11 protein-coding genes are annotated in these 12,506 nt (G+C 71.2%); 5 read left to right on the top strand and 6 right to left on the bottom strand.

The window, feature by feature from the left end; translation table 11 throughout:
• Positions 1–305: 305 nt before the first annotated feature.
• Positions 306–1,346 carry a hypothetical protein gene (locus ODJ79_RS27935; RefSeq protein ID WP_263026562.1) on the top strand — a complete coding sequence of 347 codons (1,041 nt, stop codon included), beginning with the start codon at positions 306–308 and terminating at the stop codon, positions 1,344–1,346.
• Positions 1,347–1,396: 50 nt separating this feature from the next.
• Here the strand turns inward: ODJ79_RS27935 and ODJ79_RS27930 are convergent, their stop codons facing one another.
• Complete coding sequence (locus tag ODJ79_RS27930) at positions 1,397–1,942, bottom strand: potassium channel family protein (RefSeq protein ID WP_263026561.1); 546 nt, start codon at positions 1,940–1,942, stop codon at positions 1,397–1,399.
• 98 nt (positions 1,943–2,040) lie between these two features.
• Here ODJ79_RS27930 and ODJ79_RS27925 point away from each other — a divergent pair, with 98 nt between their 5' ends.
• Both ODJ79_RS27925 and ODJ79_RS27920 read left to right on the top strand, forming a co-directional pair.
• Complete coding sequence (locus ODJ79_RS27925; protein WP_263026560.1) at positions 2,041–3,318, top strand: chloride channel protein; 1,278 nt, start codon at positions 2,041–2,043, stop codon at positions 3,316–3,318.
• Positions 3,319–3,380: 62 nt separating this feature from the next.
• A complete protein-coding gene (locus ODJ79_RS27920) occupies positions 3,381–5,252 on the top strand; it encodes a glycoside hydrolase family 76 protein (RefSeq protein WP_263026559.1) in 1,872 nt (623 codons plus the stop codon).
• Positions 5,253–5,315: 63 nt separating this feature from the next.
• On the opposite strand, the gene ODJ79_RS27915 is transcribed toward ODJ79_RS27920, so the two are convergent.
• The 5 genes from ODJ79_RS27915 to ODJ79_RS27895 are packed head-to-tail and all read right to left on the bottom strand — an operon-like array spanning position 5,316 to position 11,363.
• The gene (locus ODJ79_RS27915; RefSeq protein WP_263026558.1) at positions 5,316–6,173 is read right to left on the bottom strand and encodes an endonuclease/exonuclease/phosphatase family protein; all 858 of its coding nucleotides are present in this window, start codon (positions 6,171–6,173) and stop codon (positions 5,316–5,318) included.
• A gap of 42 nt (positions 6,174–6,215) precedes the next feature.
• A complete protein-coding gene (locus tag ODJ79_RS27910; protein WP_263026557.1) occupies positions 6,216–7,802 on the bottom strand; it encodes a dipeptide ABC transporter ATP-binding protein in 1,587 nt (528 codons plus the stop codon).
• Positions 7,799–8,788: an ABC transporter permease gene (locus tag ODJ79_RS27905; RefSeq protein WP_263026556.1), complete on the bottom strand. Its 990-nt coding sequence runs from the start codon at positions 8,786–8,788 to the stop codon at positions 7,799–7,801. The genes ODJ79_RS27910 and ODJ79_RS27905 overlap by 4 nt, the downstream gene beginning before the upstream one ends.
• On the bottom strand, positions 8,785–9,675 hold the full coding sequence (locus ODJ79_RS27900) for an ABC transporter permease (RefSeq protein ID WP_263026555.1): 891 nt from the start codon (positions 9,673–9,675) through the stop codon (positions 8,785–8,787). Before ODJ79_RS27900 ends, ODJ79_RS27905 begins: the two co-directional genes overlap by 4 nt.
• Positions 9,672–11,363 (bottom strand): ABC transporter substrate-binding protein, encoded by a 1,692-nt coding sequence (locus tag ODJ79_RS27895; RefSeq protein WP_263026554.1) that lies wholly within the window; start codon positions 11,361–11,363, stop codon positions 9,672–9,674. The genes ODJ79_RS27900 and ODJ79_RS27895 overlap by 4 nt, the downstream gene beginning before the upstream one ends.
• A 123-nt stretch (positions 11,364–11,486) precedes the next feature.
• On the opposite strand from ODJ79_RS27895, the gene ODJ79_RS27890 reads away from it, so the two are divergent.
• Positions 11,487–11,990, top strand: a complete 504-nt coding sequence (locus ODJ79_RS27890; RefSeq protein ID WP_263026553.1) for a hypothetical protein — start codon at positions 11,487–11,489, stop codon at positions 11,988–11,990.
• On the top strand, positions 11,981–12,502 hold the full coding sequence (locus ODJ79_RS27885; RefSeq protein ID WP_263026552.1) for a flavin reductase family protein: 522 nt from the start codon (positions 11,981–11,983) through the stop codon (positions 12,500–12,502). Before ODJ79_RS27890 ends, ODJ79_RS27885 begins: the two co-directional genes overlap by 10 nt.
• The last annotated feature ends 4 nt before the right edge of the window (positions 12,503–12,506 follow it).

Below are 12,506 nucleotides of genomic sequence, written 5' to 3'. Positions count from 1 at the left end.
CGGAGGCGCCCGGCCGGCACGGCTGAACGCCCGGAGGCGCTCGGCCGGCACGGCTGAACGCCCGGAGGCGCTCGGCCGGCACGGCTGAACGCCCGGAGGCGCTCTGGCTCGACGCCGACGGACGGGTGCTGCCGTTTCAGCGCCACGTCAGCTCGGTATCAGCCCGCTGAGGAGGCTGTGCATGCCGGGAGCACGAGGCTGCTCGACGGACGGCCGGCGCGGGTATGGCGAAGGCAATCTGGTGGCCCCTACGGCGCGCAGGCGTCGGGATGGATCCCGGCCTCGAACGCACAGGGAGGACACAGATGAACGGCCGTTGGCAAGCAAGGCTGTTGGGCGCGGTGGTGCTGGCGGGATTGACGGTGGCGTCGGCCGCAAGTCCGGCCGGCGCGGACGAGCCTCCGGATCCGGCTCCGCCGCCGTCGTTCTCGGTGGCGTTCCAGGGGTCCAACGGGGATCTGTGGACGCTCGACACGGCCGGCACGCCGCACGACCGGGGCCTCGGCATGGCGGCACGCACGAGCCCGTCCGTCGTCAACTCCTGCGCCGGAGGGTGCCGGAACACCATCGCGTTCCAGGCGAACACCGGGACCCTGTGGCTGCTCGACCTCCTGACCGGAGCAGCAACCAATACCGGGATCCGGATGGCCTCCGGAACCAGCCCCAGCGCGTCGTCCACGCTGGCGGGCACCGTGAAGATCGCCTACCGCGGTACCAACGGACACCTCTGGACGTACGTGCTCGGGAGCAGTCCCGTCGACACCGCCCTGCCGATCCGCAACAGCCCCAGTATCAGCCAGCCGCTGAACTTCGTCCGGGAGGCGGTCATCGCCTACCAGACGCCGACCGGGAACCTGATGTGCCTGCTGACCGGCGACGGACAGAACTCGTGTCCCGGTGTGGCCATGGATCCGGCCACCAGCCCGAGCATCGCCGTCATCGGGTCGACCTCGCTGCTGGACGGTGTCGCGGTCGCCTACGAGTCGGCCGACCACGTGCTCTACACGTACAACTCGGTCAAGCGCACCAACTCCCGGATCGACCTGGGCCTGACACCCGGAGCCGGGCCCGGTGCCGCCGCGGACGGGCTGATCGGGCCGGACGGGTCCGGCGAGATCCAGGTTTCCTTCCGGGCCGTCACCAGCGCACTGTGGCGGGTCACTCCGGCCATCTCGTTCCAGGAGAGCTGGACGGTCGGCGTGGCGACCGGGACCACGCCGTCGGTCATGCCATGGATCCTGGCGTTCCAGGGCAGTGACGGGCACCTGTGGACCGAGGCGAGCTTCGGCGCTCCGGTCCAGAGCCCCGCGCTCATGGCGGCCGGCACCAGCCCGGATCTCTACTGAGCGGACACGTCGGCCGCGGATGAGCGGTGGCGGTGGCCGGGCACGCGTGCTCAGGGGGCGCGGTTGTCCTCCGAGTCTCGTGGCCGCCGCCGCTGCCGGCCGCGGCTGACGGCGCCAACGATGACTTTGAGTCCGAGCCCGAGGAAGACGATGTCGGCGATCATCTGGCCGGTGACCACCAGCCGTGCCGTCTGGGTCTTGGCGGTGATGTCGCCGAAGCCGACGGTGGAGAACACGGTGACGGTGAAATACAGCGCGTCCGCACGCGTCAGCGGGGCGCTGAAGCTGTGCGGGGCGAACCTGGCCATTTCGAAGTACGTGCTGGCGAACAGGATCAGGAACAGCGGGCCGGTGGTGGCGAGGGCTTCGATCGCCCGCAGGCGTGGCCGCGGGTCCATGACGATCTGCCGGACCTGCCAGGCGACCAGCACGATCAGCAGGACGAGCCCGACGATCAGGACGGTAATGGCCGCCTGGCTCGGATAGCGATCGAGGGGGAGCCAGAAGTACACGGCCAGCAATGCGGCAACGGACACCAGGACGCGCAGGATCGTCCACGCGACCTGACGGTGGAGGCTGCCATCGGGCTCTGCCACGCCACCATCATCCCTAGGATGAGGGCAAGCGGCGAGCCGCTGGGTTCGCCGAAACCTGCCGATGCCCGGGATGGGATGGGAGAGTGCGCGAAGCCGACATGAGCGAGAGTCGTCCGGAACGGCCTGCGATCGAGCCGCCGGTCACTCAGAAGCGGGAGTTCTGGGTCCTGATCGGCTACGCGGTGGCCCTCGGGGCGTTCGGCGCGGCCGCCGCGCTGATCTTCGTCGGCGCGATCACCTACGGCGGCAAGTGGTACAGCGACTCCCATCCGGGCTGGTTCGGCGGCCATTGGTGGTGGGTGGTGGTGGCCGCGGCGGCGGGTGTCGTGGTCGGCCTTGTTCGCCGCCTGACCCGCCTGCCCTGGAAGACTCCCGGCCTCTTCGACGACCTGCAGACCCAGCACGTCGACCCGGCGCTGGCGCCCGGTATCGCGGCCGTCTCCCTGGTGTCGCTGATCGGCGGAGCCAGCCTCGGCCCGGAGAAGGCTCTGGGGTCGATGGGCGGCGGTCTCGGCAGCTGGATCGCTCAGCGACGAAGCCTCGCGACGGAGGACGCCCAGGCGAGCACTCTGGCGGGCTTCGCGGGCGCGTACGGCGGGCTGTTCTCGAGCCCCGTGATCGTGGTGATGCTGATCATGGAGATCGCCCGACCGGGCGGACAGCGGTTCGTCAAGTCCCTCGCCGCCCAGATCGTGGCGTCGAGCGTCTCGTTCGGTGTCTACTTCGCCATCGCGGGCGCCGTATTCCTGGACTTCTACCAGGTGCCGCCCTTCGAGTACGAGGACTGGCAGCTACTCGCCGGAATCCCTCTCGGCCTGTTCGCGGCCGCGGTGGTGACGGTGCTGATTGGAATCACCGCGGTGACGACGCGGCTGTTCGACCGGCTGAAGGTCCCGGACCTCGCCAAGTCCGCGCTGGGCGGACTGATCTTCGGGGCCGTCGGCGTCGCGCTGCCGCTCACCATGTTCAACGGCGGCGACCAGCTCAAGGTCGTGCTGGGCGGCGCGGGGACCTTCGGCCTCGGGTTCCTCATCGCCGCGCTGGTGGCCAAGATGCTCACCTTCGGCGTCAGCCAGGGCAGCGGCTTCGTCGGCGGACCGATCTTCCCGGCGCTGTTCATCGGCGGAACGGCCGGGGTCATCGTCCATCATGTCATTCCCGGTGTGCCGCTCGGGCTGGCGTTCGCCTGCCTGCTCGCCGCCGTCCCGGGGTCGCTGGCGGCCGCGCCGTTCGCGATGGTCCTGACGGCCGCGTTCCTGACCCAGGTGGGTGCCCTGCAGACCGCGCCCATCCTGATCGCGGTCATCACCTCCTTCCTCACCATGGAGGGCGTGAAGTACCTCCTGGTCAGTCGGAAGGGTCGGCGAAGGAGCTAGAAGGGGCAGGTTTCGTTAACAAGCCTTGCTGATATCTGTTCATAGTCATCAATATGTGAACTGTGAAGCGCGTCGTCGTCGCGGTTGTCACGTTCCTCGCCGTCGTCCTGAGCGGGTCGCCCGCGCAGGCCCGGCCCACCCGTCCGGGAGCCGTGGCTTCCGCCGCCCCGCTTGCCGCCGCGGTCGTCTGCTCGGTCAGCTGCGACCAGCTCGACCCCTCGCGGGCCAAGCAGGACACCTTCCCGGTCGCCGACCGGATTCAGAACGGCCGGCGGATCTCGCTGCATCTTTCCGACGCCGACGCGATGGCGTGGGGCAGCATCGACAACGGCGGCACCGGCGACTCGGTGTGGCTCGATCGCACCTTCGACGGCGGCGCCACCTGGGACGGCCTGCTCGGCAAGGCCTCGATCCCGAGCACCTGGACGGGCACCCGCACGCTCATGTACAACCTGGCCGACCCGTCACATCACCGGCGCGGCATGATCCGGGCGTGCGGCGACGCGGCCGGCGTGCAGTGCACCGACTGGGTGCACGCGCAGGCGTGCGACGTGGTCTGCGACGGGGTCACCACCGCCGTCGGCGACACCCAGCCGGTACCGGCGACGACACTCAGCGGGCGCACCATTGCGCTGCACATCGACACCCGGGGCATGGCCTGGGCCACCATCGGCGGCGGCGCGCCCGGCGACGAGGTGTGGCTCGACCGGTCGTGGGACGAGGGCGCGTCCTGGCCCGGCGGGTCCTCGCTGGGCCGGCTGAGCACGCCGAGCGGCGCCACCGGCACCAGGACGGCCCTCTTCGCGTCCCGGGACACCAAGGCCCTGCTGTACGGCGGCGCCCTGCGCGCGTGCGGCCGGGCGGTCACCGGCAACAACGGCAGCTGCACGGCGTGGGCGCGGCCCGCGGACAACCGGGCCGCGGCCGCGGCCGACGCGCTGATGTGGGCCTATCAGCCGGACACCGCCTGGTGGCCGTCGAGCTGGTGGAACTCGGCCGACACGATCACCACGCTGATGGCCTGGATGAAGCGCTCCGGCCGCACCGACTACCGGTGGGTGGTCGACCGCACGTTCACCGTCAACCGGGTGGCCTTCCCGGCCGGGGTGAAGAGCGGCGACCCGATCGAGGGCGACTTCATCAGCCGCGCGGTCGACGACGCGGGCTGGTGGGGACTGGCCTGGCTGCAGGCGTACGACCTGACCGGCGACGGTAAGTATCTGACCGAGGCGGTGACGATCGCCAACTACGTCAGCGGCTTCTGGGACACCTCGACCTGTGGTGGCGGCGTCTGGTGGGACCGCGAGCGCACGTACAAGAACGCGGTGACGATCGGCCTCTACATCCGGCTGTCCGCGGCCCTGCACAACCGCATCGCCGGCGACACCGCGTGGCTCAACCGGGCCACGACCGGCTGGAACTGGTTCGTCGCGAGCGGCATGATCAATTCGTCGAACCTAGTCAACGACGGCCTGACCACCTCGTGCGCGAACAACAACGGCACGGTCTATACGTACAACCAGGGTCTGGCGATCGGCGCCGCGGTGGAGCTCTACCGGGCCACCGGCGCGAGTGCCGTCCTGGCCAAGGCGCGGGCGCTCGCCGACGCCGCGACCGCCAACGGCGTACTCACCAAGAACGGCATCCTGACCGAGTCCTGCGACGCCGCCGACCGCACCTGCGACGACAACGGCAAGCAGTTCAAGGGCATCTTCATGCGCGGCCTGCTGGAGCTGGCCGACGTGACCGGCCAGGCGAGCTACCGCACGTACGCCCAGACCCAGGCCGATCGCATCTGGACCGCCGACCGCGACTCGCTCAACCGGCTGGGCGAGCGCTGGACCGGCACGACGTCGGCCGCCTACCCGAACGCCCGCGACTGGCGCACCCAGACCTCGGCCCTGGGCGCCCTGATCGCCGCGGCCTCGGGGTAGTTCTCGACCACGCGGTTGCCCGCCCACGCGATCAGCGAGTCGGTCCCGATGATCGCGCGGGCGTCACTTCACCATCGGGGCGGAGCGCGATCCGTCCCGGTAGGGATGCGCCTCGAGGTCGGCGAGGACGCCGAAATGATCGCTGGCCCACACCTCGCCGTCCGGTTCCGCGAACGCCTGCCGGCAGTCGGCGACCCGTAGCGTCGGTCCGTGCCTCGTGGCCCGGACCAGCACGTAGTCGATGCGGCGCCCGATCTCCAACGGCATCTCGCCGAGCCGCACCAGCGGATTGACGGGCGTGAACGTGTGCCCGCCGGCAACCCCGTTCACCGCTTCCCAGGCATCGCGGTACATGACGCTGGTCCGCTCCAGCGACTGCCGCCCGGTCCAGAACCGTACGCTGGCCGCCTCCGGCACCGCGTCGAAGTCACCGGCCAGGACAACGTGCCCGAACTCCCTGCCGACCAGCGCCTCAACGGCGCGGGCCGCCTTCACCGCCTGCAACTCGCGCTCGTACTCGTAACCGCATTGCCACGTCGGTTTGTGGTTGACGAAGATCAGGCCGCCGATCGGATCGGGAGCGTGGAGACGGGCGATGATCGAGACGCCCGGGAACTCCGCGGCACGGTCGGTCACCGACAGATCCACTTCCTGTACGTCCACGAGCGGCCACCGGCTGGCCAGCGAGATCCCGGCGCCGTCCGCGGAACGTTCCCGTTGATGGTGGACGAACCAGCCCGGCCCCAGCAGATCGCGGACCTGGTCGTAGTCCGCGGTCACCACCGTTTCCGCCAAGGCCACCAGGTCCGGTGCGTACTCGCGGAGACCGTTGCGGAGCAGCACCCGGCGGCGGCCCCAATCCGCGGTCCGATGAAAGATGTTCATTTGCAGAACGCGTACGACGCCGGGCCCCTTGATCATCGTCTCACCCTTCGACGCTGCGCAGGACCGTGCCCGGGCACGTCAAGGGGTAAACGTCGCCGGGGACCGGCGTGCCCGCAGGGCGCGCAGCCGGCGCGCCTCGGCCGGGTCCGCGACCGGCACGGCGGCGAGCAGCTCCTTGGTGTACGGGTGCCGCGGCCGGTCGTACACGTCGGCCGTATCGCCGATCTCGACGATCCGGCCCTCGGAGAGCACCGCCACCCGATCGGCGATCTGCCGGAGCACGGCCAGGTCGTGCGAGACGAAGACCATGGTCAGGCCCAGTTCCTCGCGCAGGTCCTCGAGCAGGGCCAGCACCTGGGCCTGGGTGGTCACGTCCAGCGACGACACCGGCTCGTCGCAGACGATCAGCCGCGGGCGCGGGGCGAGGGCGCGGGCGATGCCGACCCGCTGACGCATGCCGCCGGAGAGCTGGTGCGGGTAGCGGTCGTACTCGCGGCGGGCCAGGCCGACCCGCTCGAGCAGGTCCTCGACGCCGGGACGGGGATCGCGTACGCCGGAAAGGCGCAACGGGTCCGCGATGCTCTCGCCGATGCTGCGTCGCGGGTTGAGCGACGACAGCGGGTCCTGGAACACCATCTGCACCGAGCCGCCGCGGCGCCGGGCGATGTCCACGCCGTCCAGCGTGATCGTCCCGGCCGACGGCGCGAGCAGTCCGGTCATCAGCCGGGCGAGGGTGGTCTTGCCGGTGCCGGACTCCCCCACGATGCCCAGCGTCTCCCCGGCCCGCACGTCGAGCGTCACGTCGTCGACGGCCCGGACCGGTTCCCGGCGGCGCTGCCTGAAGTGCTTGCGGACGCCGGCGAGCCGCAGCAGCGGCTCGCCGGCGATCTTCCGCGGCGGCGTCGGATGGGGTGCGGCTTGGAGCAGTTCCCGGGTGTACGCGTCGGTGGGCGCGCCCAGCACGGCGGCGGTCTCGCCCTGTTCGACCGCGACGCCGCGCCGCATGACCACGACCCGGTCGGTGGATCCCGCGACCACGCCGAGGTCGTGGCTGATCAGCAGCAGCGACGTGCCGGTGGTCTCGCGCACCTCGTCGAGCAGGTCGAGGATCTGCGCCTGCACGGTGACGTCGAGCGCGGTGGTCGGCTCGTCCGCGACGATGAGCCGGGGGCGGCAGGCGAGAGCCATGGCGATCAGCGCCCGCTGCCGCATGCCGCCGGAGAACTGGTGCGGGTAGTTCGACGCGCGGCGGGCCGGGTCGGGGATGTGAACCTGGCCGAGCACCTCGACGGCCCGCTGCCGGGCGGCCTTGCGGGAGGCCCCGGTGTGCAGCCGGTACACCTCGGCGATCTGGTCGCCGATGGTGTGGAACGGGCTGAGCGCGGTGAGCGGTTCCTGGAACACCATGGCGATGCGGGCGCCACGTATCTGCCGCCACCGCCGGTCGTCCAGGCCGGTGAGGTCGAGGCCGTCGAAGCCGATCCGCCCCTCGGTCGTGGCGTCGGTGTGCAGGCCGAGCAGGGCCAGCGCGGTGGCGCTCTTGCCGGAGCCGGACTCGCCCACGATGCCGAGCGCACCGCCGGCAGGCAGCTCGAAACACAGGCCGTCGACCGCGACCGTGTCGGCGAAGCGGATGCGCAGGTTCTCGACGGTCAGCGTGCTCATCGCAGCTCCACCCGCGGGTCGACGACCCGGTACAGCAGGTCGGCGATCGTGTTCGCGACGACGATCAGCAGACCGGCCAGCAGCGTGACGCCGACGACCACCGGCAGGTCGATCTGGTTGACCGCGCCGACCAGCAGCTGGCCGACGCCGGGCAGGCCGAACATCGTCTCGGTCAGCACCGCGCTCGTCATGATCGCGGCGAGATCGATCGCGGTCAGCGTGACCAGCGGCAGCAGTGCCCCGCGCAGCGCACGCCGCCGGATGATCCGGCCTTCCGGCAGACCGTACGCGCGGGCGGTGCGAATGTGGTCCTCGGCGAGGGTCTCCTGAATGCCGGCGCGGGTCAGGCGGGCGTACGCGGCGGTCTGAATGACGGCGAGCGCAACCCAGGGCAGAAGCAGGTTCTGCGCCCAGGCCAGGGGGTCCGTGGTGAGCGGCACGTAGCTGGGGAACGGCAGCCATTGCAGCTGCACACAGAAGACGAGCAGGAGCAGCAGTCCGACCAGGAAGACCGGCACCGCGTAGCCGGCCAGCACCAGGCCGTTGACGACCCGATCGAGCCATCGGTGGCGGCGCAGCCCGGAGAGCACGCCGGCGCCGATGCCGGCGGTCAGGGCCAGCACCTCGGCGCCGAGGGCGAGCGACGCGGAGACCGGCAGCCGGTCCAGCAGCAGCCGGGTCACCGGCTGGTCGGTCTCGAACGAGTAGCCGAGGCAGGGCGCCGGGCAGTGCCGGGTCGCCGGTCCGGCCGGGTAGTCACGGCCGGCGACCAGGCCGGTCAGGAAGTGCGCGTACTGGGTGGGCACCGGGTCGTCGACGCCCATCGCGTGCCGCACCTCGGCGAGCCGCTCGGGGGTGCAGCCCTTGCCGCAGGTGAGGATCGCCGGGTCGGAGGGCGCGAGGTAGAAGAGCCCGTAGAGCAGCAGGGAGAGTCCGAACAGGACGAACACCGCCCCGCCGATCCGGCGTACGAGATAGCCGATCATCGCAGCACCTCGCTCTGCCGCGGGTCCAGCACGCGGCGCAGCCCGTTGGCGACCAGCACGAACGCCAGCAGGGTCAGGAACAGCAGGCCGCCCGGGACGAGCACGTACATCGGGTCGGCGCGGAACCAGGTGGTCGCGGTGGACAGCATCTGGCCCCAGGACGGGGTCGGCGGGCGCACGCCCACGCCGAGGAACGAGAGACCGGCCTCGACGACCATGTTGGTGGGCAGCAGCAACGCCGCGTACGTGAGCACCGGCGCGGCCAGGCCGGGCGCGATCTCGCGGCGCGCGATCCGGAACCAGCCCGCGCCGGACAGGCGAGCCGCCGCCACGTAGTCGCGGGTGCGCAGCGTGAGTGTCTCGCCGCGGGTGATCCGCGCGGTACCGCCCCAGCCGAGGACGGCGATGACCGCGGCCAGCAGCAGCGGGCGCGGCCAGTCCTGCGGCACGATCGCCAGCAGCGAGATCGCCAGTACCAGGCTGGGCACGGCCAGGACGAGGTCGACGACCCGGGTCAGCGCCGCGTCGGCCCAGCGGCCGCCGAGCCCGGCGGCGGTGCCGACCAGCACGCCGAACAGGATCTGCAGGATGGTCGCGCCGACCGCCACACCGAGCGACACCCGGGCGCCGTAGACGACCCGGGCGAACAGGTCGCGGCCGGTGCCGGGCTCCACGCCCAGCCAGTGCTCGGCGCTCAGGCCGCCGAACCGGCCCAGCGGCACCCCGCCGCGGGCCGAGTCGAGCAGGTTGTCGTGATAGGTGGTGTAGTCCTGGCCGGCCGCCGCGGCCAGCAGCGGAGCCGCGGCGGCGACCAGCACCATGAGCAGGGCGACCACGGCGCCGGCCAGGAAGCCGCGGTCGCCCCGCAGACGGCGGAGCAGGGTCACTTGACCGAGATCCGGGCCAGGTCGTAGGTGCCGCGCCAGCCGTCCGGCACGGCGTTCTTCACGTTCTTGCCGAACAGGTAGACGTCCTTCTCGTGGGCGAGCGGGACGGTCAGGGCCAGCTTGCCGATCTTCGCGTCCAGCGCGCCCCACCGGGCCTGGGCCTGGGACTGGTCGGTGAGGGCGTTGATCGCGTCGATCTCCGCGTTGACCGACGGGTCGTCGTACTGCGCATGGTTGAAGTTGCCGCCGGCCTGGATGATCTGGCGGCCGTCGAAGATCGGGATCAGGAACGGGCCGCCGGACGGCCAGTCGGCGCCCCAGTACTGCAGCGCCAGGCCGGGCTGGGTGGCCGGCTTGCCGGTGACGTCGCGGTAGGTGGCGGCGTCGATCGCGGTCAGCTTCACCGTGATGCCGGCCTGCTTGAGCGCCTCCTGGACGGCGGCGGCGACCTTGGGGCCGAGGCCCTCGTCGTCCGCGTTCTCGTGGGCGAGCTCGATCGTCAGGTTGGTCACGCCGGCCTCGGCGAGCGCCTGCCTGGCCTTGGCCGGATCGCCGGTGTCGCCGGCCGGGAAGTAGTCGTAGGGCTGGTAGCCGAGCGCCTTCTGCGGCGGCAGGAACGTCGTCGAGGCGCCGGCCACGGTGCTGCCGCCGAGCGCGTTTACGACCGAGGTGCGATTGACCGCGTACGAGATGGCCTCGCGCACCTTCTCGTTGTCGAAGGGTGCCTTCTTGGTGTTGAAGGCCAGGTAGTACGTGGCGGGGAACTCGCCCCGCGCGACCTGCTTGTCCAGCGGGCCGCCGGTGCCGAGCTGGGCCAGTTGCTCGGGGCCGACCACGGCGTCGGTGGTGACCGCGTTCGCGTCCTGGCCGGCGCCGCTGACCAGGCGCTGGTTGATCACGGCGGCGTCCAGGCCCGCGGTCACCTCGATGCGATCGGGGCAGGCGTAGCGCAGGGTGTCGCTCTTGGCCGACCAGTGCGGGTTGCGGACCAGCACGAGCGACTTCTTCGGCTCGTACGACTCCACCTGGTACGGACCGGAGGAGACCGGGTGGGCCTCGTACCCGACGCCTTTGTCCTTGGCCTTGGGGACGGGGGCGAACTGGGTGGCGGTGGCCAGATACGGGAAGTCGCCCTCCGGCTTGCGCAGCTTGAAGACGATCGTCTTGTCGTCCGGCGTCTCGATCGCCTTGATCCCGTCGGGCTGCTTGTACGGCCCCTGGTAGCTCGCCGCGTCCTGCAGCCAGTCGCGCAGGTAGGGCGCGCCGCCGGGCAGCTCGGGGGCGAACGACCGCTCGATGCCGTACTTGATGTCGGCCGCGGTGATCGGGGTGCCGTCCTCGAAGAAGACGCCGTCGCGCAGGTGGTAGGTCCACGTGCGCGCGCCGTCCGACGGCGTGCCCAGGTCGGTCGCCAGGTCGGGGGCGGGCTTCGCGCCGGCCTCCCCCTGCTGCCGGTTGCGCGTGGTCAGCGTCCGGAACAGCAGCGACGGGATGTTGCCGCCGCCGGAGGTGTAGAGCCGAGCCGGGTCGAGGTGGGTGATCCCGCCCTGGTTGAGCACCGACAGCGTGCCGCCCTGGCAGGTCGCCGGGTCGAAGGCCGCGCTCGGCGACGTGGCGCCGCCTCCGCCGTCGCATCCGGCGGCCAGCAACAGGGTGCCCGCCATGACGGCGGACGCGATCCTACGCATCGACACTCCTAAAGATCTATGGGTTTTGCATGCTATCGGATCCGCCGCCGGTCTTGCCAAATTCCCACATCGGCTATAGGAAAAGAATATGTCCTACCTATCGCGCGGACCGCTGGCCCCGGCATGACCGTCCTGCTGAAGACCGCCGACCGGCACCTGACCGACGACGAGCTGCTCGCGGCCCGGGTGGCCCGGCCGCGCCGGACCGGGCAGTGGCTGGCTGCCGTCGTCGCCGGGGTGCTGCTGGCCATGCTGGTGCACACGGTGCTGACCAATCCCCGCTTCCAGTGGGCGGTGGTCGGCCAGTACTTCACCAGCACGGCCATCCTGCGCGGCCTGGTGCTCACGCTGTGGCTGACCGCCGCGGTGATGGTCTGCGGATACCTGCTGGGCACCGCGCTGGCCGTCATGCGGCTCTCGCACATCTTCCGGCGGGTGGTGCTGCCGCAGGCGATGCCGGCCATCGTGCCCGCCTCCGATCGCCCCGGCGCTGCGCGACGCCGTGAACAAGCTCATCGACTCCGGCGACTACGCGAAGATCCTCGGCAAGTGGGGCGTGCCGGACTCCGGGATCCAGCAGTCGGCGATCAACCCGCCGTCGTCACTGTGATGCGAGGATGCAGATGACCGACCTCAACACCCCGTCGTTCCCGACCAACCAGGATCTCAACCCGGTTCGCCTGCGTCAGGCGTTCGGCATCTTCCCCAGCGGTGTCGTCGCGGTCGCCGCCCAGGTCGACGGCCGCCTCGTCGGGCTGGCGGCCAGCTCGTTCACCTCGGTGAGCCTGGACCCGCCGCTGGTGTCGTTCTCCATCGCCAACGCCTCCAAGACGTGGCCCGACCTGCGCCGCGCCGCTCACCTGGGGGTGACCATCCTGGCGGCCCGGCACGGCGCGCTGGCCCGCCAGCTCGCCGGCCCGCCCGAGTCCCGCTTCGAGGGGGTCGAGGTGCTGCTCAGCGCGCACGGCGCGGTCACCCTGCCGGACGGTCTCGCCCAGTTCGACACCACCATCTACCGCGAGGTGGAGGCGGGTGACCACACGATCGTGCTGCTGCGCCTGCACGGGGTGCGGCACGCCGACCACTCCTTGCCGCTGGTCTTCCATCGCAGCGCGTTCGGTCTGCGCGGCGAGCGCTGACCAG

This window comes from Actinoplanes sp. KI2, from assembly GCF_025630775.1.
Lineage (GTDB): Bacteria > Actinomycetota > Actinomycetes > Mycobacteriales > Micromonosporaceae > Actinoplanes.
Note: the sequence above shows the minus strand (reverse complement) of the source record. Positions and strands in the feature narration are given on the sequence as shown.

Excerpts from the sequence above, each read along its gene's own strand:
- ODJ79_RS27910 (WP_263026557.1), bottom strand. The coding sequence starts at position 7,802 with ATGAGCACGCTGACCGTCGAGAACCTGCGCATCCGCTTCGCCGACACG.
- ODJ79_RS27935 (WP_263026562.1), top strand. The coding sequence starts at position 306 with ATGAACGGCCGTTGGCAAGCAAGGCTGTTGGGCGCGGTGGTGCTGGCG.
- ODJ79_RS27925 (WP_263026560.1), top strand. The coding sequence starts at position 2,041 with ATGAGCGAGAGTCGTCCGGAACGGCCTGCGATCGAGCCGCCGGTCACT.
- ODJ79_RS27890 (WP_263026553.1), top strand. The coding sequence starts at position 11,487 with ATGACCGTCCTGCTGAAGACCGCCGACCGGCACCTGACCGACGACGAG.
- ODJ79_RS27905 (WP_263026556.1), bottom strand. The coding sequence starts at position 8,788 with ATGATCGGCTATCTCGTACGCCGGATCGGCGGGGCGGTGTTCGTCCTG.
- ODJ79_RS27895 (WP_263026554.1), bottom strand. The coding sequence starts at position 11,363 with ATGCGTAGGATCGCGTCCGCCGTCATGGCGGGCACCCTGTTGCTGGCC.
- ODJ79_RS27885 (WP_263026552.1), top strand. The coding sequence starts at position 11,981 with ATGCAGATGACCGACCTCAACACCCCGTCGTTCCCGACCAACCAGGAT.
- ODJ79_RS27915 (WP_263026558.1), bottom strand. The coding sequence starts at position 6,173 with ATGATCAAGGGGCCCGGCGTCGTACGCGTTCTGCAAATGAACATCTTT.